A 24,383-nucleotide genomic window follows, 5' to 3' on the forward strand; every position below is an offset into this window, starting at 1 on the left:
ATAAAACACCTTTAAGTAGAAATCGGTTATTGTTAACCTAAAGAATACTTGGAGGTGTTTTTTCTATGGGAACTAGAGTGAGCTAYCCTGCAGAGATCAAGTTAAAAGCCATCGAAATGAGGTTAAACGGAGTATCGGTAAAAGAAGTCATGRAGGAGCTTAATATTATAAATTACACGCAATTGAAAACATGGATGAGGTGGTACAAAAACGGTGAAACTCATCGGTTTTATCAACCTGTAGGTAAACAATATTMCTATGGAAAAACAGCTGRTTTCGCCAATGAAACAGAAAAACTAAAAGTGGAGAATCGATATTTAAAACAACAATTAGATGTTTTAAAAAAGTACAAAGAGTTGGAGAGGATGTGGTACCAGAAGTAGCCGTAAATTTAGTGGAAGAATGTAAAGGAGAAATGACGGTGCGAGAAGTATGTAATTATTTAGGGATTGCTAGAACCACCTATTATCGCTGGAGAAAGAATGTAAAATGTCGAGATGAACAGACACAATCGRTTGAATTTGAGGTAGGAGAACTTTGTCGCAAGCATAACTATCGTTATGGCTACCGTAAAATTACAGCCTTATTAAAATCAAGATGGTCGATYAATCACAAAAAGGTRCAAAGGATTATGCAAAAACATGGATGGCAGTGCAGGGTACGAATGAAAAAGAGGAAGCCAACAGGACAACCTTATCATGTCGCTACCAATTTGTTAAATCGCACTTTTCGRTCCGATAGGCCTTTAGAAAAGCTAGTGACCGACATTACYTATTTGCCTTTTAGTCAGAAGACGTTGTATCTTTCGAGCATTCAAGATTTGTTCAATGGGGAGATTATCGCTTATTCCATCAGTGACCGCCAGGATACATCCTTTGTTTTAGACACATTGGTTCAGCTTCCCGAACTGCCCAAAGGATGTACATTGCATAGTGATCAAGGTTCTGTTTATACTTCTTATGAATACCAACAAAAAATAAAAGAGAAAGGCATTACCATGAGTATGTCCCGTAAGGGTACGCCTGCTGATAATGCCTCCATCGAATCGTTTCATTCGACCCTGAAGTCTGAAACATTCTATTTAGACGGGATAAAATGGACTACGACCGCCATCGTAGAACAAACCGTCCACAACTATATTTATGATTATAACAATAATCGTATCCAAACGAAACTAAATAACCAGTCGCCAATAGATTATCGACAACTGATTATTTAAAAAGGTGTTTTACCCTGTCTCAAAAACGGGGGTCACTCCCATACCTCAGTGGCTTTTACAATGTTATATGTATGTTCATATAACGATTTGATATAGCAGCTCATTTAGCCGTTATCTCGAATTAATAAGTAAATCATAGTGATAATAGTGGCTACAGAAAGTATGATTAATAAAATATTAGTCATTCCAAGAGTCGCTGCTTGGGTTACTTCTTCCTCTCCACCTCCAGCAGCTAAAACTGATTGGAAAGAAAACATAAATAACGCAAGGAAAGCTGTCATGGCAGCGATTATTTTTTTGATCATCTTCAACCCTCCTTTTTACGAACAACCGTCAACTATCGTTTCTATTATAGTGTTGCCATTGTAAATAATCAATACGTAAACACTTACAAGTGACTTTAATGTAAAAGAATTGTCATATTCCCAAAAAAACAAGAGGATTTCTTATCTTCATCTCTTATCAAATAATCAATCGTATGATAAGATGTTTTTATTCATAAATTCTGAAAATAATTAAAATTGATAGTAACTTATCGAAATGGAAGGATACGTCATGGAATTTGTACAATTAGAAGATATTATCATTGCCAATCAAAAATTAAAAGATGTTGTCTATCATACTCCATTGCAATACGACCCAGTCCTGTCTGAGCGTTATGATTGCAAGGTTTATTTAAAAAGAGAAGATTTACAGGTTGTACGCTCATTTAAAATCAGAGGGGCTTACTATCAAATCTCATCATTGTCTGAAGAAGAATTAAAAAATGGGATTATTTGTGCAAGTGCAGGTAACCATGCACAGGGAGTAGCATACTCATGCTACAAGCTGAAAATACATGGGAAGATATTTATGCCTTCAACAACGCCAAGACAGAAAGTGGACCAAGTGAAATTTTTTGGTAAAGAATATGTCGAAGTCATCCTGTCTGGAGATACTTTTGATGACTCGTTTAGAGAGGCTATGCAAGTGAAAGAGGAAGAAAGCCGTTCCTTTATTCATCCGTTTGACCAAGAAAATATAATTGCAGGTCAAGGAACTGTAGGCCTAGAAATTATGAATGATATCGATGAAGATATTGATTTTATATTTTCCTCAATTGGTGGAGGAGGCTTAATTAGTGGTGTTGGGACATATATTAAAAGTATAAGTCCTCAAACAAAATTAATCGGCTGTGAGCCAAGTGGTGCGCCTTCAATGAAGGAATCACTCAATCAAGGAAAAGTTGTCACATTAGACCAAATAGATAAATTTGTAGATGGTGCAGCAGTTAAAAGAGTAGGGAATATTTCTTATGAAATTTGTAAGGAACTGTTGGATGATATCATCTTAGTCCCTGAAGGGAAAATTTGTACAACGATTTTAGAGCTTTATAATAAAAACGCAATCGTAGCTGAACCGGCAGGCGCTATGCCTATTTCTGCCTTAGACTTTTACCGAGAGGAAATAAAAGGTAAGACAGTAGTCTGTATTGTTAGTGGAGGAAATAATGACATTGGACGAATGCAGGAAATGAGTGAACGATCGTTAATTTATGAAGGGTTACAGCATTATTTTATTATCCAATTTCCGCAACGAGCAGGAGCTCTTAGAGAATTTATTCAAGAGGTTCTTGGGCCAGATGATGATATAACAAGATTTGAATATACAAAGAAAAATAATAAATCAAACGGCCCTGTATTAATAGGGATCGAATTGAACCGACAAGCCGATTATGCGAAGCTTATTGACAATTTGCAGAGAAAAGGTTTCGGCTATCATGAAATTAATAAAAATGAAAGCTTATTTAATTTACTTATATAGTGCTGAAATAGAGTTAAGTCCAAAGATTGTCTGAAAGTAAGTATAAACAAATAACGCTAAACGGGACCTTTCTTCTTTTGATAAGAAGGAGGGTCCTATTCATTTTAAAAAGCCTCTATTAAATTTTCAAGCAACTTCAAGGCAAGGAAACCCCATTGAAATGAAGTGACCTTACCAAATTTAACTGTCATCACTCCATCGGAAGCGTACTGTCTAAAGAAATGAACGGACAAGGCACTTTCCATTGATGCTCTTCCTCATTCATGTATTGGAGCTTTTCTACTTTTTTCTTTATTTGGAAACATGCTATAATAGATCTAGCAAAATGGAGATGATATAAATGGAACTTTATTTTTTAGGAACAGGGGCAGGGATTCCTTCTTTACAACGAAATGTAAGTAGTCTAGCGATACGATTTATGCAAAGAGGAAGTAAACAATGGTTATTTGATTGCGGAGAGGCTACTCAGCATCAGATTTTACAAACTCCGATTAGTTTAAGTAAAATTGATAAGATTTTTATTTCCCATTTACATGGTGATCATATATTTGGTTTACCTGGTATTATTGGTTCAAGATCCTTTCAAGGAGCTGAAAGTAAACTAACGATTTATGGTCCAAAAGGCCTTCAATCCTTTGTTGAAACTGCTTTAAAAACGTCTAGCACCTACTTGAAGTATCCTATTGAATTTGTAGAGGTTACTCAATCAGGACCTCTTTTTAATGAGAAAGGAATAACCGTTGAAGTTCTAGAGCTAGAGCATGTAATGCCTTGTTATGCTTATAAAGTTGTGGAAGATGATAAGCCTGGAGAATTATTAGTCGAGAAATTAAAAGCCTTAAACATCGCACCAGGTCCTTCCTATCAAAAAATTAAGCGTGGGGAATCGATAACACTTGATGATGGTCGTATCATTAATGGTCAAGACTTTGTTGGTATGCCCCAAAAGGGACGTTCGCTTGTTATAGCTGGAGATACAAAGCCAGTTGACAATATGGTAGAATTTTCAAAAGGTGTCGATTTACTTGTCCATGAGGCGACTTTTTTACAAGATAAAAGTAAACATGCTAAGAGCTATGGTCATTCAACTGCTTTGGAAGCAGCTCACTTAGCAGCACAGGCATCTGTAAAAATGTTAATTTTGACTCACATTAGCTCACGGTATGTAGGAGTTGATGATAAGATTATTAAAGAGACCCATTCTGCCTTTGAAAATACGATTGTAGCTCACGACCTCATGCATTATATAGTCTGATGAATAAAGAAACCTTCCTTTACAAAACCTATTCATTATAAGATGAATTATGGGAAGGTGTGGTTTGCGTTGACAGATCGGAAACAAGTTGAATCTGTTTTAAACAAAGCAGAAAATTCAATGAAATACGCTGAGATGGCTCTAGCCAATGCTAGAAGAGTACAGCCGATTTATAAAGATGATTTACAGAAAGCTCAAGAGGCTCTAATGGAAGTAAGTGATGAATTAATAGGTATAAAAAAAGCAGCCTCTAAACAACAACAATATCAATTGTTACGAACAGAGCAGCAAATGAGACAACTACAAAATCGTTTTATCTTAAGAAGATATCCTCTAAACGATTGAATGGTGCAAAGGAAAAAACATTGCGATATTGATTATCGTAATGTTTTTTTCTTCCTTTTTTATAGAATAATGACTTTCTGCATGATAACGTGTGGATAAATACCATAATAGAACATGAGGAAATCGGGATTTAAGCCAATCGTTTTTTGGGAGGGGAGCTTATTATTTAGGAAATAAAATAGAATTTTTTTTCGCGCATATTTGAGTGAATTTCATCATTGCTCTATAAGTAAATGAAACCGAACATCTATGCTAAAAATGTCTTGAACCTTTGTTAATGAACTTTGTTGATTGTAGCGGTAGGTAGTGACTCCCAAAGGATGAGCGCCGTTTGAAGATCCACTCTGACGAAGCTCTGCGTAGTCGGAGTTAGCTGAAGACAAGCCCTTGGGAAAGCATCTACCTAAAGTGGAAGTCAAAAACCAAATCGTTAGGTTCTTTTAAAAAAGACACATGTTTGCGAATTAACTCGGTGATTGTAACGTTAGGTAGTGACACCCAAAGGATGAGCGCTGTTTGAAGATCCACTCTGACGAAGCTCTGAGTAGTCGGAGTTAGCTGAGAACAAGCCCTTTGGAAAGCATCTACCTAAAGTGGAAGTCAAAAAACCAAATTGATTTGTTTTCATAAAAAGACGAACCTTTGTGAATGAACTTGTTGATTGTAACGGTAGGTAGAGACTCCCAAAGGATGAGCGCAGTCTGAAGATCCACTCTGACGAAGCTCTGAGTAGTCAGAGTTAGCTGAAGACAAGCCCTTGGGAAAGCATCTACCTAAAGTGAAAATCAATCAAAAACCTAATCGTTCGGTTTTCATTATAAAAATAAATAATGAAATGGATTCATTTAACGTAATACTTGTTTCTGTTAGGAAAACCCCTCTATTTAAAATCAAGTACGTGCTTATTACTGTTCAATCTGTTAAAATAAGATCGAAATTAGGAATAAGAGGTATAATATGAATACTGTAACGATTGAACAATTAGAAGAGAATCTTTCCAACAAAAAATCGCTCACTTTTGTTTATCTCTATACACCTTTATGTGGTACGTGTAAGCTTGCTTCCAAGATGCTTGAAGTGATTGAAGCAATGGAACCTTCTTTAGAGATTCTTTCATTAAATATCAATCACGCGCCGAGTTTTGCACAAAAATGGAAAATTGAAAGTGTTCCTTGTTTATATGTTTTTCAAAATGGGTTAGGGGTAGAAAGGGTATATGCCTTTCATTCAGTAGCTCATGTTTTTGAAACGATCAAACCTTATCTAAACAAAATAAAATCATGAATGATAAAAGGGGACTAAAAAATGTCAACAGCGTATGAAGAGTATATGAAACAAGTTGTAATACCGATGAGAAGGGAATTAACCGATTCTGGCTTTTCTGAACTCGTATCTGAAGAAGAAGTTAAAGATTTTATGGATACGGTCAGTGGAACGACTTTAGTAATGGTTAATTCAGTTTGTGGTTGTGCAGCAGGACTGGCTAGACCTGCAGCTATTACGTCTTTACAGCATGATAACACTCCAGATCATTTAGTCACCGTATTTGCTGGACAAGATAAAGAAGCGACTGCTGCGATGAGAGGTTTTTTTGGCGAAATTCCGCCATCTTCTCCGTCTATGGCCCTATTAAAAGGTCAAGAAGTCGTCCATTTTATTCCAAGAGAACAAATTGAGGGACAAGAGCCTATTTCTATCATTCAAAATTTAGCGCAGGCTTATAACGATCATTGCTCATAAAAGAATACAAAAAAACACTGGATGATTCCAGTGTTTTTTTGTATTAATCTTATTGTTTGATTGCATAAAAAATAACTTGTCCCATCGCTTGAATGTTCGGATAGCTTCCTTGCTTATAAAGCTCGACAACATGCTCACGATTATATGGGACACGATTAATTTGTAAACGATGTCTTCCTTCTTCAATCTCGACCATTAAGTAAGAGGCAAGTGGATGTCCATCAAAAGGCATACCTACACTACCCGTATTTGCTACGTTCTTACCAAGTAATGAGCGAATAAAAGGCATATGGGTATGTCCGTAAACAAATAAATCAGCTTCATCTCTTTGCATAATTTGATTTTCAAGTTTTTTGGTTTCATCGGAGTTTACAACAGTTAGTAAATCATCAGGTGTAGCATGGAAGGCATGGATAATAATATCTAAACCATCCTCGATAACAAGCTCAGTAGGTAAACTACTTAAATAGTTTAAATCTTCCTCTGTTAGACGCTGTAAAGTCCAATCTCGCTCTTCATTCATCATAGAAAGCGTCTGTTTCGGTACATCTCCTTTAGAGATCCCATTAACGAGCCACTCATCTGCATTTCCTTTGATTACGGTTGCATCAAGGGAACGAACTAAATCAAGTGCACGTTTTGGTTCAGGTCCACGGAAACAAATATCTCCTAGGATAAAAATTTTGTCTACTTCCTTTTGTCTGATATCATGTATAACAGCTTCTAGTGCGGTAGCGTTGCCATGAATGTCTGATAAAAACGCAAAACGCATGTTTTATTACCTCCCTTTCCTATATTATAACAGAGAAAATATAAAAATGATGTTTTAATTTTATGAAAGATTAAGTAATAACAAAGCGATTTAAGGCGTTGTAGTATATGAATTAGCGGATGCATTCGAAAAATTGGCGAGTGTTTCATGATTATGGTAAGATCCCTATATAAGAATAATACATAAGGAGGCTGGAAAGATTGTATATTCAATCAATCGAACCTACACCTAGTCCAAATACAATGAAATTAACGTTAAGTGAAAGCCTTGGAGGAAATCAAGGAAACAGTTATAGTGTGAAGAACAAAGAAGCAGCACCAGAAAGAATTCAATTATTATTTGATATAGAGGGTGTAAAAGCCGTTTATCATGTAGCTGATTTTATTGCAATTGACCGACATCCGAAGAAAGATTGGAAAGAAATTTTACCAGCAGTTCGGTCTGTTTTTGGTGAAGCATCTGATGAGGAGAAATCAGATGTTGAAAAGGCGTCCGAACATTTTGGAGAAGTAACGGTTCAGTTACAAATGTTTAAAGGAATCCCGATGCAAATTAAACTAGTTGATGGAGAGCAGGAAAAAAGAGAAGGATTACCGGAAAGATTTATAGAAGCCTTAACGAAGGTCCAGTCAGAATCTGATAATGTAGTTTTAGAAAGAAAATGGGTAGATCATGGTATTCGTTATGGAGAACTAGATGACATTGCGAAGGAAGTTCGAGAAGAGGTTTCAGCGGCTTATCCGAAGGAAAGGCTAGATCAAATGATTGAAATAGCTCAAAATGGTGGACAGCTTGATAAAGAAAAGGTGACGATTAACCATTATATGAAAGTTACCTTGGAAATGTTAAATAAAGAGGACTGGAGAGATCGTTACGCTGTTTTAGATAGAATGGATCCTTCTGAAGAAGATTTACCTGTATTAGAAAAAGCATTAGAGGACGAAAAAGCTTCGATTAGAAGGTTAGCAACTATGTATTTAGGAATGATTGAAAAACCGAGTGTGCTTCCTTTGCTCTATAAAGCCTTGAAAGATCCATCTGTGACTGTAAGAAGAACTGCGGGTGACTGTTTATCTGATATCGGTGATCCTAGTGCAATTCCTGAAGTGATTAAGTCTTTAGGTGATAAAAACAAGTTAGTTAGATGGAGAGCGGCGATGTTTCTTAATGAGGTTGGAGATGAACGCGCAATTGAAGCATTGCGTGCAGCTGAAAATGACCCGGAATTTGAAGTGGCATTACAGGTTAAAATGGCCTTGGAACGCATTGAAGGTGGGGAAGAGGCGAAAGGTTCTGTTTGGAAACAAATGACGGATGCTTTTTCTTCTAACCGTGAAAAAAAGGAGTAACGTTTATGAATATTACGGAATGCAAACAGGTTTTAGAAAGTAAAAAGATGGACGATCTTCTCGAGCTTTTGGAGGATGCTGAATCTGGACAACTTGAAGAATTAGAATTAGCTGAATCAGTCGGACTTTGCTATGATAAACAATTAAATGAACAGCTTATAGCACTATTAAAGGAATTAGGAGTTCAAATCATTTACCTGAAAGATGATGAATAAAAAATAGGTTTGGACAATAGCTGATTTTTAATAGCTCATTTAGCGACATTTGAAATGCTGTGTATGAATGTATACGCAAATAACAAACAGGAGCTTCCTTCTTATCAAAAGAAGGAAGCTCCTGTTGTATTCTCTATGAAAGCTAGCGGACATAAGGCACGGACAGTGGGGGTTTCCGAGTGCCATCCCACCTATGTTCTGAACGTGGAGTGCCTCTTGGGGGAGAGAGCAGCCGAGCACCTATCATTTGCAGCCTCATTTGTATCGGCCTTTATTTTTTGTTTATAGAGAGTATTCATTCGTATAAGTAAAAATAGAACGTTTACCATTCTCTGTTGTAAATTCAAACCGATCATATATTTTGTCTTCATTATTTCTAGAGAGAATTCGTTCATAATGATGTAACACCATTGTGATGCCATTTTTATTTTTATACGTTAAAAAGTTAACACCTGAAAACTCATTTTTATGGTCGTGCTCTAGTAGTTGTCGAAGTAATGTATTATGACATTCAATCAAATCTAAATGAGAGAGTTCATAGGTTTTTAAACTTTTTTCAAAAGAACTTAAAGCTTGCGGTTCAAGCTCTTGCTTTAATATAGTATACGGGTCAAATTGCTGCTTATGGATATAGAAATGAGCTCCATTTGTTGGTGTATAGGCTTTTATTGGGTCAGTTGATTCAAATTGTCCATCGCCGATATAGTAGCCTTTAAATTTTTGATTATTAACGACCCATTCTAACTCAAAAGGACAATCATCTAAATCGATTTTTCTGCCGAGGTCATCCTTTAATACATATCGTTCTTTATTTTTAGAATAGGTATATTGGTAGTAATTGACTTCAGAGAATAAAGTAGATGCCTGAAAATTCTTTTGATGAATTTGAGCTATTTTCTCCTTAATAACAACTTGTTCTGTAATATCCGTATCAAGACTAACTTTTTCTAATCGACTCTCTAGTGCTAAAAGTAACGAATGGTCAAAGCTAATCGTCTCAGGTGGGTCATTTATTTCATGAAGAGACTGCCCTGGGCTATTCACTTCTTCCGCATCATTTAATAGCGGAAGATAATCGTTTCCTTCTTTATTTTGTTGAATGAGCGGTAGTTCAACAACGCAACAGATTTCAATTAAAGCTCGGAAAGGCTTCCTTGGCTCAGTCATTATATCCTTTAAATGGGCTAGATATGTACCCTCATATTGGTCTGTATATAGAACTGTTTTACCTATTAATTGTTGTGCTTTTTTACGATCCATAAAAATTCACTCCTACTCTGCAAACTTACGTTCAAAGAGATTATAGTTAATTTGAAAAACAAGGTTGGACGTTTGTATTAAATCATGAATGAATCAAGAAAGCAAATTCTCCTCATTTTTAAGGCTTTTCTCGATTATACCGTAATTCCTGTAAGCGAATGAGATGGTTCATTCTTTCAACCCTTGCTTTTTCTAAAATATTTTGAAAGTCAATGATCGTTAATTCCATTTTAGACAATGCTACAAAGATATTATCTTTTTGATTCAGTTGATTTTTTGTTGAAAGAGATAAATACGTATTTAGTAGCTTTGGAACATCTTCCTTCAACATCCTTCGAACAATATGCTTTTCTTCGTAATCTAATAAGTCAAAGTCAGGGACTATCTTTGCTATTTGAGTGACAAGGCGGTTTAGACGATTTTCAATTAGTGGATCAAGTGAAAAGTGAATAACCGAATCAAAATACCTTTTAGATTCTTCAATAAGATGTCCTAAATTTTCTGATTTAGTAGATTGTAAACGCTCCTCTTGAACGGACAGTAGCTCTAGACTTCCTTTTGCATCACTACTCCCATGAACAAAGGCCTCGTCTAGACGATGAATCCGAAAGAATAAACCGTGAAATGAAGAGGAGTCTCTTATAGATCGCAAATGAGAGCGACCGTCTTTAATATAATGAATGGATGCTTCTTTACAAAAACCAACTCCATTTTTAGATTTTACATATTTTCTGTAGCAAATAATCGTAACACGTTTATGAATGGGTGAGACCGAATATTTCGTATCATTCATATTTAATTTGATATATTTATGATTAACTTTTAATCGAATCGTATATTGTTTATGTTTTCTTCTTATATTACGTTTTTGATTATGATTAGGTGCTTTTTTAATTAGTTGATCTAATACTTTTTCTGCTTCTTGGATAAGCTTGGCTGTCGCCTCATCACGAAGGAGGTGTTCATCTACAGCCCGGCGATGTGCAGGTGTAAAAAAACGCAGCAATGGTGAATCACTGAACTCTTTCATATGGGTCCCCCTCCTTAACGATTGTTTCTTTTATTTACCTAATAACTTAGTACTCATTTCTTTATTAAGTGTGTCTAATTCGGCTATAAATTGTTTACCACTTGATACAATTCGTTCATTTGATGCTTCTGTAAGCTCAATGGCTTCGAATACTTGGGTATAAGCTTTGCGAAAAGCTTCGATAGCAATAGCTGGTTCTTCAAGTGTTTTCAAGGTTTGCTCCGTATTTTCTTTTAGTAATTGTGCATTTGATAATAGCATTGACTCTGTCGCTTCATTTACATTACGTACTGCAGAGATTACCTTTTGCTGATTATTTAAAGCTAGCTGTATAGAGGCTGTTACAGTAATAATGTTTTTAGTCATCGTAATGGCATTAAAAATCGCTTCTTCAAGCTTTTCATTATTATCGATAATTAAGTCAACAGAAGCTAATGATTGTTGAAGAACCATAACTGCTTGAGACATATTTTTAACCCTTGAAATTACTTTGACTTGTCCTTTTTTTAATTCATTCGGGTTATCTTTCCATTCTTCCGTATTCATCTCTTCTTCAAGCATTTGATGAAGTTGATTCCCTTTGTCAATTTGTTGGTTTAAATTCGTTATTCTTTCTTTGGCGACAATTTTTAATTCTTGAAGCATTAATGTATCTTCTTGAAGTTTATCTTTTCCGCTAAGTAATCCTTCAATAATTTGTTCTACCTGTGATTCTACAGTTTGATACTTTTTGGTATACTGTTCAATCGGACTTCGTCTCAATAATTTATTAATAAACTTTTTTAACTGTCCATCTCGCAAATAATCGGGCTCTAGCTGGCTCACCATTTCTTTTAGTTGAAAAAGCTGATTAGGTAACTGGTTAGATTGATCATTCATCATGTCTTTTACTGGACGTTTTAAAGCTTCAAGTGATTCACCTGCTTGCTTTTGTTCGTCTTCACCTAAAGATTGAAGTTTTTCAAGCAGTTGCTCGACATTTTTTTCCTCTTTAAATTGTTCTATGATCGTTGTATGATTTATTTGGTCTTGATTGGATGTTGGATTTGACAAGTAAATCCCTCCTCTAAAATAATAAGGTTATTGATCTATTTACGAAAAATAGGGAAAGAAAGTTTCAAAATCAAAAAACGCTCTTTTTTATTATAAGTGATTACTTGCTATTATGAAGGATTTAACGTATTTTTACAATATTCGTGGCTGTGAATCGCGATTTATAAAAGAGTATACAAAATAATCCTTATAACGGGACGTGAAAAAGGCGAACGAAAAATAGTCATATACCTTGTTATATTCGGTAATAAACAGATGTCCTCTCCGAATATACTATTAGAGTAAAGTAATCTCCGCCGGATAGAATTGTATTTTTATGCAAAGTATATGTAGTATTATACAATTGTTTCTATTGAGAAGTAAAAATGTATAAATATAGAAAACCTATAAGACCTTGATAGAAAGCGTTTTCAATATACTGCATATTTAATTTTAATTTGCCGAAATGTCAGAAAAATGATATAATCCTGTATATTAGCTCGAGAAAATTTGGGGAGAGTTGATTGATTTTATTTTTTGGAGAAAGGTTGATGCCAATGCGGAACGCTGGATACCCGAAGAAACAAGGTCTTTATGACCCGCAATTTGAGCATGACAATTGCGGTATCGGTTTCTTGGCGCATATGAAAGGGAAGAAATCGCATCAAGTTATAGATGATGCACTTCATATTTTACGTAATTTGGAACACCGAGGTGGCCAAGGAGACGAAGTGAATACTGGTGATGGTGCGGGTATTCTTCTTCAAATTCCACATCGTTTTTTTAATAAAGTCAACTTAGCGGATGGGATTGAATTACCTTCTGAAGGTGAATACGGTGTTGGAATGCTATTTTTGCCGCAAAATGAAGAATTGAGACAGAAATCAGAATCTACTTTAGAGAAGATATTAGTAGAAGAAAAAGTAGATTTGATTCGCTGGAGAGATGTTCCTACTGATGATTCAATGTTAGGAAATGCGGCTAAATCGGCTATGCCTTTTATTCGACAATTATTTGTTAAAAAACCAGCAAGCTTGAAAGATACTCAGGCTTTTGAACGGAAATTATATGTAGTTCGAAAAAGAGCAGAAAATGAAATGAATTCATTTATTCCTGATAATGAATCCTTTTATTTTACTAGTCTTTCTAGTAGAACGATTGTTTATAAGGGAATGCTTACAACTGAGCAGGTCAATCAATTTTATTTAGATATTGATGATGTTGATTTTGAATCAGCCATTGCTCTTGTGCATTCTCGTTTTAGTACAAACACTTTCCCAAGCTGGGAGAGAGCTCATCCAAACCGTTATATGATTCATAATGGTGAAATTAATACCGTAAAAGGAAATGTAAATTGGATGCATGCAAGAGAACAACAATTTGAATCTAAGCTATTTGGCGAAGATATGGAGAAAATTAAGCCTATTATTGACCAAAATGGTAGTGATTCATCGATGTTCGACAATGCTTTAGAGTTTTTATCATTATCTGGAAGATCGATGCAGCATACTGCGATGATGATGATTCCTGAGCCGTGGCAAAATGATAAAAAAATGAGTCCAGAAAAGAAAGCTTTTTATCAATTTCACAGTACTTTGATGGAACCTTGGGACGGTCCAACCGCCATTGTCTTTACAAATGGGGCGCAAATTGGAGCCTGTTTAGATCGTAATGGCCTTAGACCTTCGCGCTATTATGTAACCAAGGATGACTATATTGTGATGTCCTCAGAGGTGGGAGTGCTAGATATTGCTCCAGAGAATATCCTCTATAAGGAACGATTGCATCCAGGTCATATGCTTTTAGTAGATACCGAAGAAGGAAGAATCATTCCTGATGAAGAAATAAAGTCACAAATTTCACGTGAAAATCCTTATGATAACTGGGTAGAAGAACATTTAATCCATTTAGATGATGTTTTAGAAACCTCTAATGTAGAAAATACCGATTTCTCACAGCTCAAAGAGCGTCAACTATCGTATGGTTATACTTATGAAGAACTATCAAAGGTCATTACACCTATGGTGAGAGATGGAGTAGACCCAGTAGGTTCAATGGGGTATGATTCTCCACTAGCTGTTCTTTCTAAAAAGCCACAGCTGTTATACAACTATTTTAAACAATTGTTTGCTCAAGTAACCAATCCACCTATTGATGCAATCCGAGAAGAGGTTGTCACCGCAATGGGGACAACGATAGGGGCAGAGCAAAATCTTTTAGAACCAAAACCATCTAGTTGTAGACATATTCATCTTCCATATCCGATCATTAATAATGAAGAATTAGCAAAGCTTCGTCATAACAAGATGATTGGATTTAAAGCTAAAACATTATCTATTTTATTTAAGCCAGAGGAAGAGGAACATTTAGACGTTGCATTAGAACGTTTGTTTAATGAAGCAGACGATGCGATAAAAGAAGGGTACTCTCTTCTTATTTTAAGTGATCGAGGAATTGATTCAGTAAATGCTCCAATTCCGTCTTTATTAGCCATTTCTGGTCTACACCACCATCTTATTCGAGAGGGGACAAGAACAAAAGTTAGTCTTCTTTTAGAATCTGGTGAACCTAGAGAGGTACATCATCATGCAGTACTTTTAGGGTACGGTGCAGAAGCCATTAATCCATATTTAGTGTTTGATTCTATTGACCAGTTAATACAGGATGGTTTAATAGAGGATTATTCTTATATTGAATCTGTTGAACGATATGTAAAAGCTTCCACAAAAGGGATTATGAAAGTTTTATCCAAGATGGGTATTTCAACGATTCAAAGTTATCGAGGGGCGCAAATTTTTGAGGCCGTTGGTATCTCTGAGTCAGTGATTGGAAAATATTTTACTTGGACGACTTCAAGAATTGGTGGTATAGATTTATCTGTCATTGAAAAAGAAGTTCTTACAAGGCATGCAAGAGCATTCTCATTACAAGAGGGTGTGGATCAAACATTAGATCCAGGTGATGATTTACAGTGGAGAAGAAATGGGGAGCCTCATCAATACAATCCTCATACGATTCACATGTTACAGAATGCCTGTCGTTCGAATAATTATTCACTGTTTAAAAAGTATTCAAGTGCTATTAACGAGCAAACAAAAGATCAAACGACGTTAAGAGGTCTTTTGAAATTCAAAAAGCGCTCTTCTATTTCTATTGATGAAGTAGAGCCGGCAAGTGAGATATTTAAACGTTTCCGAACAGGTGCGATGTCGTTTGGTTCGATTTCTCAGGAAGCTCATGAAACATTAGCGATCGCTATGAATCGAATAGGTGGAAAAAGTAATACGGGAGAAGGTGGGGAAGATCCTGCTCGCTTTACTCCAGATGAAAATGGCGATTTACGAAGAAGTTCGATTAAGCAAGTAGCATCTGGTCGATTTGGAGTAACTAGTCATTATTTAGTAAACGCAGATGAAATTCAAATTAAGGTTGCGCAAGGTGCAAAGCCTGGTGAGGGCGGACAGTTACCTGGAAATAAGGTATATCCGTGGGTCGCTGAAGTTCGAGGCTCTACACCAGGAGTGGGTCTAATTTCTCCACCACCGCATCATGATATTTATTCTATCGAGGATTTAGCAGAATTAATTCATGATTTAAAAAATGCTAATCCTACAGCGAAAGTAAGTGTAAAGCTAGTTGCAGGAACTGGGGTTGGTACAATTGCCGCCGGTGTTGCAAAAGGTAGAGCTGATGGAATTATTATTAGTGGTTATGACGGTGGAACAGGGGCAGCTGCAAGAACAAGTATTAAACATACAGGTTTACCTTGGGAAATAGGCTTAGCTGAAACTCACCAAACATTACTTTTAAACAACTTAAGAAGCAGAGTGACATTAGAGACGGACGGTAAATTAATGACTGGAAAGGACGTTGTAGTGGCTGCACTATTAGGTGCTGAAGAATTTGCCTTTTCAACGGCGCCGTTAGTCGTATTAGGATGTATTATAATGAGAGTTTGTCATTTGGATACGTGTCCTGTTGGGATTGCTACTCAAAACCCAGAGCTTCGAAAGAAATATATGGGATCACCAGAACATGTCGTAAATTTCATGACTTTTATGGCTGAAGAAATCCGTGAGCTAATGGCTGAATTAGGCTTTAAAACGTTTGATGAAATGATTGGACAGACGGATGCATTAGAATTTAATGAGGATGTTGAGAACGAAAAAGCGAAAACAGTGGATTTGTCTAATTTATTATTTAAACCATTAAATTCACCTAAACAACCTTACTGTACGGTTCGACAAGATCATTTATTAGATCAATCGTTAGACGAAAGAGTTCTAATGGAAAAAAGTAAACCAGCTATTGAAAAGAAAGAAAAGGTATTTATTGAAAGTGAAGTTAAGAATACCGATCGAGTTGTTGGTACAATTGTAGGTAGTGAAGTAAGTAAACGTTATGGAGCAAAAGGCTTACCTGATGATACGATTAATATTTCATTAAAGGGATCTGCGGGTCAAAGTTTGGCAGCTTTTCTACCGAAAGGAATTAGCATTCAATTAGAGGGTGATGCTAATGATTACGCTGGAAAAGGATTGTCAGGAGGTAAGTTAGTAGTCTTTCCTCCAAAGCAGTCAAGCTTTAAAGCAGAAGAAAATATATTAATTGGAAATACAACGTTTTATGGAGCCACTGCTGGTGAAGCTTATATTAACGGAATAGCAGGAGAGAGATTTGCTGTTCGTAATTCAGGTGCATCAGTTGTTGTAGAGGGCGTTGGTGACCATGGTCTAGAGTATATGACAGGTGGAGTAGTTGTAAATCTAGGTACGGTTGGAAAGAATTTCGCGGCAGGTATGTCAGGTGGTATAGCTTTTGTTTACGATCCTAAACGAAACTTCGAAGCAAAATGTAATCAAGAGATGGTTCTGCTCGAAAAAGTCGAATCTCCAGAAGACAGAGAACTTCTTCATACGTTAATTAGTAAACATGTTTCTTATACGGAGAGTTCTTTAGGAAAACAGCTATTAGAAAATTGGAATGAATTGATTGAAAGCTTCGTGAAAGTTATTCCTAAAGATTATAAGAGAATGTTAGAGGCTATAAATCGAGTAAAACAAGAAGGCCTACCTGATGTAGATGCTGTTATGATTGCGTTTGATGAAAACAAAAATGATAAATCTAGAGTAAGTGGTAAATAAAACTTTCATAAAGCTGGAACAAGAAGGGGCGTTAAAAACGTCCCCTCTCCATATGAATTCAGTACAAAAGAATGCAGTTTGGAGTGAAGTAAATGGGGAAACCAACAGGATTTTTAGAATATAAAAGAGAGAACCCTACTAAAAAAGATCCGTTTGAACGGACAAAAAACTGGAAGGAATTTCAAATTTTAATGCCGGAGTCTGCCTTAAAGCAGCAAGGTGCACGCTGTATGGACTGCGGTGTTCCTTTTTGCCAAACGGGCACGACTATGTCGGGTTCTGGAGAGATAGGCTGTCCGGTTTATAATTTAATTCCCGAATGGAATGACCTTGTATATCGAGGTAAATGGAGGGAAGCATTAGATCGTCTTCACAAAACGAACAATTTCCCTGAATTTACAGGTCGTGTTTGTCCAGCACCATGCGAAGGCTCCTGTACACTGGCAATAAATGATGATAGTGTTACGATAAAAAGTATAGAGTATCATATTATCGAAAGAGGATTTCAGGAGGGATGGATTTTACCTGAAGTTCCGAAGAAACGTACAGGCAAAAAAGTAGCAATTGTCGGATCTGGACCTGCAGGGTTGGCGGCTGCAGCTCAATTAAATAAAGCAGGGCACTTAGTTACGGTTTTTGAGAGAGAGGACCGAATAGGTGGGCTATTAACTTATGGGATACCAGATGTAAAGCTTGCAAACCATATTGTTGAAAGAAGAGTGAAGCTTTTAGAAGAAGAAGGTATTATTTTTCAAACAAACGCTAATATTGGCCAAAATATTCCCGTATCAGTTTTAGAAAAAGAATTTGATGCAGTCATCTTATGTACCGGAGCTACAAAGCCAAGAGATGTTGAAGTAGAAGGTCGCCAATTAAAAGGTATTCATTTTGCGATGGATTTCCTAACAGAGAATACAAAGAGCCTTTTAAATTCCGAATTAAAGGATGGCCAATTTATTGATGCTAATGGTAAAAATGTCATTGTTATTGGTGGAGGAGATACAGGTACTGATTGTATAACGACTTCAGTAAGACATGGAGCTAAATCGATTACTCAATTTGATATTAACCGATTGAAGTCAGAAAGTAGACCGTCTAATAACCCGTGGCCCATGTACCCGATTGTTCATCAAGCAGAGGATGGACATAAAGAATCAAATGCGGTCTATGGTGAGGATCCACGCGCTTATCAAGTAATGACTACTAAGTTTGTAGGAGATGAGCATGGACAAGTTAAAGAGCTTCATACTATTGGTGTAGAAACCGAAATCAATGAAAAAGGTCAAAAAATTAGAAGGCCTATTCCGGGTACAGAAAAAATTTGGCCTGCTGAATTAATATTATTAGCAGTTGGTTTTACAGGTCCTGAAGAAAAATTAATTCAACAAATGTCATTAAAAACAGATGCTCGCTCAAATGTTGAAGCGGCATATGGTAAATATCAAACGAGTGCAGAGGGTGTTTTTGCTGCTGGAGATAATCGTCGTGGTCAAAGTCTAGTTGTATGGGCCATTCATGAGGGACGAGAAGCAGCTAGAGAATGTGACCGTTACTTAATGGGTAGTTCTAATCTGCCGTAATACTTTGTTATAAAATCTTCATAAACTTATTATAGCCTTTTCTTTACTTTCATGAGAAAATAAGATAAATATCTTATTTAATCTAAAGGGAGAAAGGGCGTTTTTCATGTTCACATGGGTTAAACGAAGTTTATTAGTCTCAACAGCGCTTCTTTCAATTGGATTAATTGCGACTAATGAAGAGTTTAAGGAAGTACAAGCTGAAGAACCTTTAAAGCTAGCTGGTGCAAATGCGATAGCTAACAAAGCAACCATATTAAAGCTGAAAGAAAATGATTATGAGTTATTTCATGAGGTTTTACCATCTTCTAGTACGAATAAATATATCCAACGTGATATATCGTCAGCTAAAATATATACAGATTACATGATCCAATATGCTTATGAAAGTAGTATGACCAAATTTGGTCCTTTTATAGGACAACAGATTGAAAAGCCATTTCAAGAAAATATCTTACCGAAGCTTGCAGAGGCTGTTACTGATACTACTAGTAGATTAACGGATGAAGAATGGAAATATGTAAAGCTCTCGGAAACGCCTATAAACGGGTCAGGTGAGAAAATATTTCATCTGTATCATGAATTAAACGGTGAAGACTTTTTAAGATTTCATGTTAGAAGAGACCAACCCCCAAAGCAAGGATATTGGTTTAACTTTCATTATCATACAAATCTTGACCAATATGAGAAGCATCATGAATTAGGGAACATTTATTGGGGTAAAGATCGTCCACCTAAATGGATGGCGTAATATAGTTATAGTTCACTTAAAAGTGAAATGGGATTGCTCCATTTCACTTTTTGTATTTATAAAATCCTTTCTTCACTCTCGTCTCTATTCATCCAACACTCAGATTATAAACATAATTGGAAAAAATGGATGTTAGTTAATAAGACTTAATGACTAGGGAGAATTGTTATGATAAAATAGACCTACAATAAAAGATGGAGGGACTTCTTGATGAGTAAGCAGCAAACATGGTTCTTAAGTATGACTTTTATAGCATTTGTTTTAATATGGGTTTTTGTTATTATTCAATTTACTAATTCGGGCTTCGAATCAGCCGAGCAGCCAGCTGATGAAGAAGTTGAAACACAGGAAGTAGTAGAAGTGGTTATAGAAGAGCATCAAGATCAGAACCAAATGATTAAAGAAAAAGCAGATGAAGAGAAAAAAGAAGAAACAAGCAAAGAATTAGTAGTAGATGGAAATAAGCTTATTGATTTAACGAAATATGATTTTAGTGATATTTCAACACCGGATGGAATTCCAATTGATGGTATTTTAAGTAAAGTGGGATTAGATAAATAAATTCATGATATAGTCAATTTTTTACTACTCATCCATAGATACTTTTTGGTACGATAGATATAGAAAAAATAAGTTATGGTGGATGGGGGATGCTTTGTGGAACTAAGAGAAAGAATTAAAAGCTTTCCGACATGGTTAAAGTGGACATTTAGAATTTTTTTAGGCTATTTATCTTTATTAGCACTTGTTTTAGCAAGTACAATAATTGTGATTTTAGTTACTTTTTCCATGATTATGATTGACTTTTTTAGTGGGGCGGATAGCATGAGAGATTATGCGGAAAATAATCTTGTGCCTATTTCTGAGTATATGTGGAATTTATTTACTTTACTCGTGCCGGGTTTATAAAAAAAGAAAAAGGGTGACGTTTTGATGATGGTCCAAGCGGTTTATAAAACGGGCGTATATATTGGAGAATGTCTAGAGAAAAATGTAGACGATAATAAAGCGTTAGTAAAGGTTCTAGCGGTTAAGAAACACCCAAAGCAAGGAGATTTACATCATCCTAATATGGCTGAAGGAGTTTATTTTCATCAGCGTAAAGCATTAGCCGAATTTGAAAAAGCATGGATGCCTTTATCTTCTATGAAAGACTTTGATGAAACGTTTTTAAATTACAAGGAATCTTTAAAACAAGCATGGGAACATTTATACAACCAACATGAAAATCAACCCTCACCATTTTCACAAAAAACCATTCAATGCTTAATGGATTTAAAAAAGGATTATTCATTTGAATAAGACAAGGAAGCTATCTGGTTAAAGAGATAAACAGGCTCTTATACAGGTGGTTTTTTTATTTGTAAAACAAATCAAAAAAATCGATGAAGAGTTCATCGATTTTTTGGCATTATGTTTAGCTCACGAAATAATTTAAAAAAGGAGCAAGGTAATTTTTCAATTGAGCTTCTTCTTGTTCAGTTAAAGGAAGAAGAGGAAGTCGGACAGAGCCTGTAGAAACTCCATAGTACGTAAGTGCTGATTTTACTGGTGCAGGATTTGGAGCCATAAATAAGGCTTTCATTGTTGGTAACAAATGGCGGTGAAGAGTTGCTGCTTCTTTTACCTGGCCATTTTCAAAATGAGCAATCATTTCTTGTAGTTCTTTTCCTAAAATATGTGAACAAACAGAAACAATTCCATTTCCTCCAATAGACAAAATAGGTAAGGTTAAGCTGTCATCACCACTATATAAGTAAAAATCTTCAGGCGTCTGACTTATAATTGCTGCCATAGCATCTAAGTCACCACTTGCTTCCTTCGTTGCCACGATATTAGGAATTTGAGCTAATTGTATAGTCGTTTCAATAGAAAGGTTTACGCTACTTCGCCCTGGTATGTTATAAAGCATAACAGGAAGGCTAGTTTCTAATGCGATCGCTTTAAAATGCTCATAAAGTCCTTGCTGAGACGGCTTGTTATAATAAGGCGTTACTAACATAATAGCATCTACACCTATTTGCTCAGCTTTTTTGGTTAATTCAATTGACATATGTGTCGAATTTGTACCTGTTCCAGCAATGACAGGTATTCGATGTTTCACTGTATCGACTACGAGCTGATACAGTTTTATTTTTTCATCTGTTGATAAAGTAGGTGATTCACCAGTTGTTCCACCCACTACAAGTGCATCTGTACCATTTGCAATAAGATGTTCAATAAGAGCTTTTGTTGCATTTTCATCAATTTGATTTTGTTCATTAAATGGAGTTACCATCGCTGTAACGACCCGTCCAAAATTCATTTAACTCACCCTCTATGTTTGATTATCTAATATAAACTGGGCTATACAATAAATTTATGATTGAAACACAAAAAGCAACAATGAAGGTACTCATTGCTGCAATGGCAATACTGTGTACACACAATCATTCCAATGCGTGAGATAGCCCTCCATATAGCCAATGCTATATGACAGTACTGTACTTATTCAATACAGTCCCAGCTAAACAAAAGATGAGTGTTTTAATTTAGCTTCGGCAAAATCCCCTTTTAGTATGCATCATAAAAGCTCATCCTTTTTAACATACTTACTCTTGAAGTTTGCGCCTCTACCCTCACTTCAAACTTTGAAGTAAAGATTTATATCACTACTTGTGATTATACCTTATCAAAAGATTTCACTCATTGCAATAATTTCATGTCACTTTTATTAAATATTGTTTCATTCATTTATATTTTCTGTCTTATTTGTGGGAGTTGAATAAGGTTTAACAATTGATCTAATTCCTGACTACATCGGACCGTTTTCTCTGAGTTTATTCCATATTTTTCAGCAAATAATAACATTTGATTTCTTTTTGATTCAATTTTGAACCTAATCATAATCCTTCCACTCCAAATCAGTTATTGTAAATACTTCACGAAAAATGAATCATCCTGATGTAAAAATGAATCAATGAGCATTATTAATTTTTTTCACAAACTATATTATAGGCTATTTTTAGGGAATGAAAAGGCTTTTGCGTAAATAAGTCATAATCAATTAAAAAAAGATCAATCTCGACAAAATGCAGGCATAACTTGTCGATAGTTAAATTTACCTCAACAATTTTATAGAAATTTGTACAAACTATTGATCAAGGAGGTGCAAAATGAAACAGATTATGATGGTGACTTTAAGTCTTTTTATTTTATCTGGCTGCATTTTAGAGCAGCAACAGCCGTTAGGCGCAAAATCTGAACAACAAACCTTTAGTAATTTAGGAATAAAAAAGGCAGAGAAATGGCAAGGTCCACTAACTGACATGCTTGTTCCTGATGAGTCGATCATGGGCTTAACTAAAGGCAAGAATCCCGAAGCATATGACGGCTCCAATAAAAGAAATCTAGGCATGTATGAAAACTCTCAACAACATGGCATGATGAATAACCAGCCAGGCTTGATCAAGGATGATTACCCACCATTCCAAAGTTATTATTTAAATAGGGAGCACCATTCTAAAAATTATAGTACAACGAATGTTCAAGAAGATCATAAAAGTATGATTAAGGGTCGGCTTCTTTCACTTGAAAATATTAAAGATGTTCATGTAATAGAAACGGACAATGAACTATTAATTGGAATAGAATCCAATGAAACATCAATGAGAAAATTAGAACGCTCAGTCCAAATGGAAATTGAGCAGTTAGATATTTCTAAGAAGGTTTCATTTACGACAAAACGTTCTATTATTAATCGGATGGAAGCATTAGAAAATAATATTAATGTCCCACAACCTTTTCAATCCTTCGGAGGTATGATGGGGGAGTTCAATGAATTCATTCGCTCTCAAGATTAAAGGTTGCTGGCAATCTATGGAAATGATTATTTATTATAATCAAAAAGTGAAATGGAATGCCGTCCATTTCACTTTTTTTGATTAAATATGTCTCTGTTTACATATTATATAAATCCAAAACCAATAGGTATTAATACATAGCCTAAAAGTTTAGTGAAATGATTACCATTATGAATACCTTTAAAAAATGCCGTAGTCCTCAGCAATTTGTAGCCATTCTCTTTCTAACATTTTATGAGATATAATGGCATTCTCATAATGCATTCTAGCATCATCATATTGAGAATCATCAATAGGATAGCGCATATCTGATAATACTCGGTCGAGAGCATCTAACTCAACTACAAAATTAAGGTGACCTTCATGAAATCTGTTAAAAGGTTTTGGACGATCCAAATTGATGATTTCAACGGTTTCTTCTCTAATATCAGCCAATGCTTCAATAAATTCTTCTATAGTATGACTAATGTTTACATCATTTTGATTAAAGAAATCGGCTTGTTGTTCTAGTCTTGTTATGGAATTGCTTAAGTATTGAGCTGTTTTATCTGCATAAAAAGATAACTCATGATCAGAAAGTTTCAGCTGTCGATGCTTATCTTTATCACCAGGTACGCCTTGAAATCCTAGTGCTCCTTCATTATGGTGAGAATCCTCAATAATCTGCGTTTCCGAATCCATTTGACACGCTGCTAGTAAAACGATCCCTATTCCAAGAACAAACATCATTTTTTTCAAAAGTAACACCTCTTCATATACTAATAGATTTAGTATGTAAAAATCGTTCACTTTTTATGCATGATTCTCCATGTTTACTCATAAAGTGGATAAAAAGAAATGTGGTGAAAAAGATATGATGTACTTTTTCATTTTTTTAACGGCTTTCTATTTTTTCGGTTTTTTTGTATTTATGGTGGTAGGGAATCGTATGGTTGAAGGGATAGAAGAATATACGTCAAAAGAAGCTAATGAAGAGCTAAAGTTAATCAAAAAATAGCCTGATTTCAAAAACGAATCCGTTTCGTTCAATTGCAAATTGATAAAAT

At 35.5% G+C, this 24,383-nt stretch carries 25 protein-coding genes and 1 riboswitch; of the genes, 16 read left to right on the forward strand and 9 right to left on the reverse strand.

The genetic code is table 11. The annotated features are described in order from the left end of the window. Positions 1–65: 65 nt before the first annotated feature. Positions 66–1,219 (forward strand): IS3 family transposase gene (locus AZF04_RS19805; protein WP_153017312.1). Its coding sequence is split into 2 segments (ribosomal slippage): positions 66–339 and positions 339–1,219, totalling 1,155 coding nucleotides; the frame shifts between segments, so codons are not numbered across the junction. A gap of 104 nt (positions 1,220–1,323) precedes the next feature. Here AZF04_RS19805 and AZF04_RS19810 read toward each other — a convergent pair. Further along, positions 1,324–1,524 carry a hypothetical protein gene (locus tag AZF04_RS19810; RefSeq protein ID WP_061950290.1) on the reverse strand — a complete coding sequence of 67 codons (201 nt, stop codon included), beginning with the start codon at positions 1,522–1,524 and terminating at the stop codon, positions 1,324–1,326. A 250-nt stretch (positions 1,525–1,774) separates the two neighbouring features. On the opposite strand from AZF04_RS19810, the gene ilvA reads away from it, so the two are divergent. Continuing rightward, positions 1,775–3,022 (forward strand): threonine ammonia-lyase IlvA, encoded by a 1,248-nt coding sequence (gene ilvA / locus AZF04_RS19815; RefSeq protein ID WP_174522670.1) that lies wholly within the window; start codon positions 1,775–1,777, stop codon positions 3,020–3,022. Positions 3,023–3,126: 104 nt separating this feature from the next. Here ilvA and AZF04_RS21710 read toward each other — a convergent pair whose 3' ends face one another. Beyond that, a complete protein-coding gene (locus AZF04_RS21710; protein ID WP_156479557.1) occupies positions 3,127–3,267 on the reverse strand; it encodes a hypothetical protein in 141 nt (46 codons plus the stop codon). 95 nt (positions 3,268–3,362) lie between these two features. Between AZF04_RS21710 and rnz the strand changes: the two genes are divergently transcribed. The 4 genes from rnz (at position 3,363) to AZF04_RS19840 (ending at position 6,362) form a co-directional block, all read left to right on the forward strand. Next, positions 3,363–4,277 (forward strand): ribonuclease Z, encoded by a 915-nt coding sequence (gene rnz / locus AZF04_RS19820; RefSeq protein WP_061950291.1) that lies wholly within the window; start codon positions 3,363–3,365, stop codon positions 4,275–4,277. 69 nt (positions 4,278–4,346) lie between these two features. Then, the gene (locus tag AZF04_RS19825) at positions 4,347–4,622 is read left to right on the forward strand and encodes a DUF2524 family protein (RefSeq protein ID WP_061950292.1); all 276 of its coding nucleotides are present in this window, start codon (positions 4,347–4,349) and stop codon (positions 4,620–4,622) included. Between the two features lie 957 nt (positions 4,623–5,579). Further along, a complete protein-coding gene (locus tag AZF04_RS19835; RefSeq protein ID WP_045483964.1) occupies positions 5,580–5,906 on the forward strand; it encodes a thioredoxin family protein in 327 nt (108 codons plus the stop codon). Between the two features lie 21 nt (positions 5,907–5,927). After that, entirely contained in the window at positions 5,928–6,362 is a 435-nt protein-coding gene (locus AZF04_RS19840) for a BrxA/BrxB family bacilliredoxin (RefSeq protein ID WP_061950294.1), read from the forward strand. Between the two features lie 49 nt (positions 6,363–6,411). Here the strand turns inward: AZF04_RS19840 and AZF04_RS19845 are convergent, their stop codons facing one another. Continuing rightward, positions 6,412–7,134, reverse strand: a complete 723-nt coding sequence (locus AZF04_RS19845) for a metallophosphoesterase family protein (protein WP_061950295.1) — start codon at positions 7,132–7,134, stop codon at positions 6,412–6,414. 200 nt (positions 7,135–7,334) lie between these two features. Here AZF04_RS19845 and AZF04_RS19850 point away from each other — a divergent pair, with 200 nt between their 5' ends. Both AZF04_RS19850 and AZF04_RS19855 read left to right on the forward strand, forming a co-directional pair. Then, positions 7,335–8,483, forward strand: a complete 1,149-nt coding sequence (locus AZF04_RS19850; protein WP_061950296.1) for a conserved virulence factor C family protein — start codon at positions 7,335–7,337, stop codon at positions 8,481–8,483. Positions 8,484–8,488: 5 nt separating this feature from the next. Next, the gene (locus AZF04_RS19855) at positions 8,489–8,698 is read left to right on the forward strand and encodes a hypothetical protein (protein ID WP_061950297.1); all 210 of its coding nucleotides are present in this window, start codon (positions 8,489–8,491) and stop codon (positions 8,696–8,698) included. A 282-nt stretch (positions 8,699–8,980) separates the two neighbouring features. Here the strand turns inward: AZF04_RS19855 and AZF04_RS19860 are convergent, their stop codons facing one another. The 3 genes from AZF04_RS19860 to AZF04_RS19870 form a co-directional block, all read right to left on the reverse strand. Beyond that, positions 8,981–9,958, reverse strand: coding sequence for a DUF2777 family protein (locus AZF04_RS19860; RefSeq protein ID WP_061950298.1), 978 nt, complete (start codon positions 9,956–9,958; stop codon positions 8,981–8,983). A gap of 118 nt (positions 9,959–10,076) precedes the next feature. After that, the gene (locus tag AZF04_RS19865) at positions 10,077–10,988 is read right to left on the reverse strand and encodes a hypothetical protein (protein ID WP_061950299.1); all 912 of its coding nucleotides are present in this window, start codon (positions 10,986–10,988) and stop codon (positions 10,077–10,079) included. A gap of 30 nt (positions 10,989–11,018) precedes the next feature. After that, positions 11,019–11,996 carry a toxic anion resistance protein gene (locus AZF04_RS19870; RefSeq protein WP_412459235.1) on the reverse strand — a complete coding sequence of 326 codons (978 nt, stop codon included), beginning with the start codon at positions 11,994–11,996 and terminating at the stop codon, positions 11,019–11,021. Positions 11,997–12,577: 581 nt separating this feature from the next. On the opposite strand from AZF04_RS19870, the gene gltB reads away from it, so the two are divergent. From gltB to kapB, 6 genes are all read left to right on the forward strand, one after another. Continuing rightward, positions 12,578–17,164, forward strand: coding sequence for a glutamate synthase large subunit (gene gltB / locus AZF04_RS19875; RefSeq protein ID WP_061950388.1), 4,587 nt, complete (start codon positions 12,578–12,580; stop codon positions 17,162–17,164). Positions 17,165–17,256: 92 nt separating this feature from the next. Continuing rightward, the gene (locus AZF04_RS19880) at positions 17,257–18,744 is read left to right on the forward strand and encodes a glutamate synthase subunit beta (protein ID WP_061950301.1); all 1,488 of its coding nucleotides are present in this window, start codon (positions 17,257–17,259) and stop codon (positions 18,742–18,744) included. A 106-nt stretch (positions 18,745–18,850) separates the two neighbouring features. Further along, the gene (locus AZF04_RS19885; RefSeq protein WP_061950302.1) at positions 18,851–19,495 is read left to right on the forward strand and encodes a YpjP family protein; all 645 of its coding nucleotides are present in this window, start codon (positions 18,851–18,853) and stop codon (positions 19,493–19,495) included. A gap of 210 nt (positions 19,496–19,705) precedes the next feature. Further along, complete coding sequence (locus AZF04_RS19890; protein ID WP_061950303.1) at positions 19,706–20,056, forward strand: hypothetical protein; 351 nt, start codon at positions 19,706–19,708, stop codon at positions 20,054–20,056. 96 nt (positions 20,057–20,152) lie between these two features. Continuing rightward, on the forward strand, positions 20,153–20,404 hold the full coding sequence (locus AZF04_RS19895; protein ID WP_045489403.1) for a hypothetical protein: 252 nt from the start codon (positions 20,153–20,155) through the stop codon (positions 20,402–20,404). A 24-nt stretch (positions 20,405–20,428) separates the two neighbouring features. Next, on the forward strand, positions 20,429–20,797 hold the full coding sequence (gene kapB, locus AZF04_RS19900) for a sporulation phosphorelay system protein KapB (protein ID WP_061950304.1): 369 nt from the start codon (positions 20,429–20,431) through the stop codon (positions 20,795–20,797). A 115-nt stretch (positions 20,798–20,912) separates the two neighbouring features. Here kapB and dapA read toward each other — a convergent pair whose 3' ends face one another. Both dapA and AZF04_RS20860 read right to left on the reverse strand, forming a co-directional pair. Beyond that, entirely contained in the window at positions 20,913–21,800 is an 888-nt protein-coding gene (gene dapA, locus AZF04_RS19905; RefSeq protein ID WP_061950305.1) for a 4-hydroxy-tetrahydrodipicolinate synthase, read from the reverse strand. 134 nt (positions 21,801–21,934) lie between these two features. Continuing rightward, positions 21,935–22,118, reverse strand: a riboswitch (Lysine riboswitch). Between the two features lie 110 nt (positions 22,119–22,228). Beyond that, a complete protein-coding gene (locus AZF04_RS20860; protein WP_081766784.1) occupies positions 22,229–22,381 on the reverse strand; it encodes an aspartyl-phosphate phosphatase Spo0E family protein in 153 nt (50 codons plus the stop codon). A 269-nt stretch (positions 22,382–22,650) separates the two neighbouring features. Here AZF04_RS20860 and AZF04_RS19910 point away from each other — a divergent pair, with 269 nt between their 5' ends. Further along, positions 22,651–23,337, forward strand: coding sequence for a YhcN/YlaJ family sporulation lipoprotein (locus AZF04_RS19910; RefSeq protein ID WP_061950306.1), 687 nt, complete (start codon positions 22,651–22,653; stop codon positions 23,335–23,337). Positions 23,338–23,517: 180 nt separating this feature from the next. On the opposite strand, the gene AZF04_RS19915 is transcribed toward AZF04_RS19910, so the two are convergent. Then, entirely contained in the window at positions 23,518–24,075 is a 558-nt protein-coding gene (locus AZF04_RS19915) for a hypothetical protein (protein WP_061950307.1), read from the reverse strand. A gap of 115 nt (positions 24,076–24,190) precedes the next feature. Here AZF04_RS19915 and AZF04_RS21345 point away from each other — a divergent pair, with 115 nt between their 5' ends. Further along, positions 24,191–24,334: a hypothetical protein gene (locus AZF04_RS21345; RefSeq protein ID WP_156479540.1), complete on the forward strand. Its 144-nt coding sequence runs from the start codon at positions 24,191–24,193 to the stop codon at positions 24,332–24,334. Positions 24,335–24,383 lie beyond the last annotated feature (49 nt).

The sequence above is a fragment of the Alkalihalobacillus trypoxylicola genome, assembly GCF_001590785.1.
GTDB classification, from domain to species: domain Bacteria; phylum Bacillota; class Bacilli; order Bacillales; family Bacillaceae_D; genus Alkalihalobacillus; species Alkalihalobacillus trypoxylicola.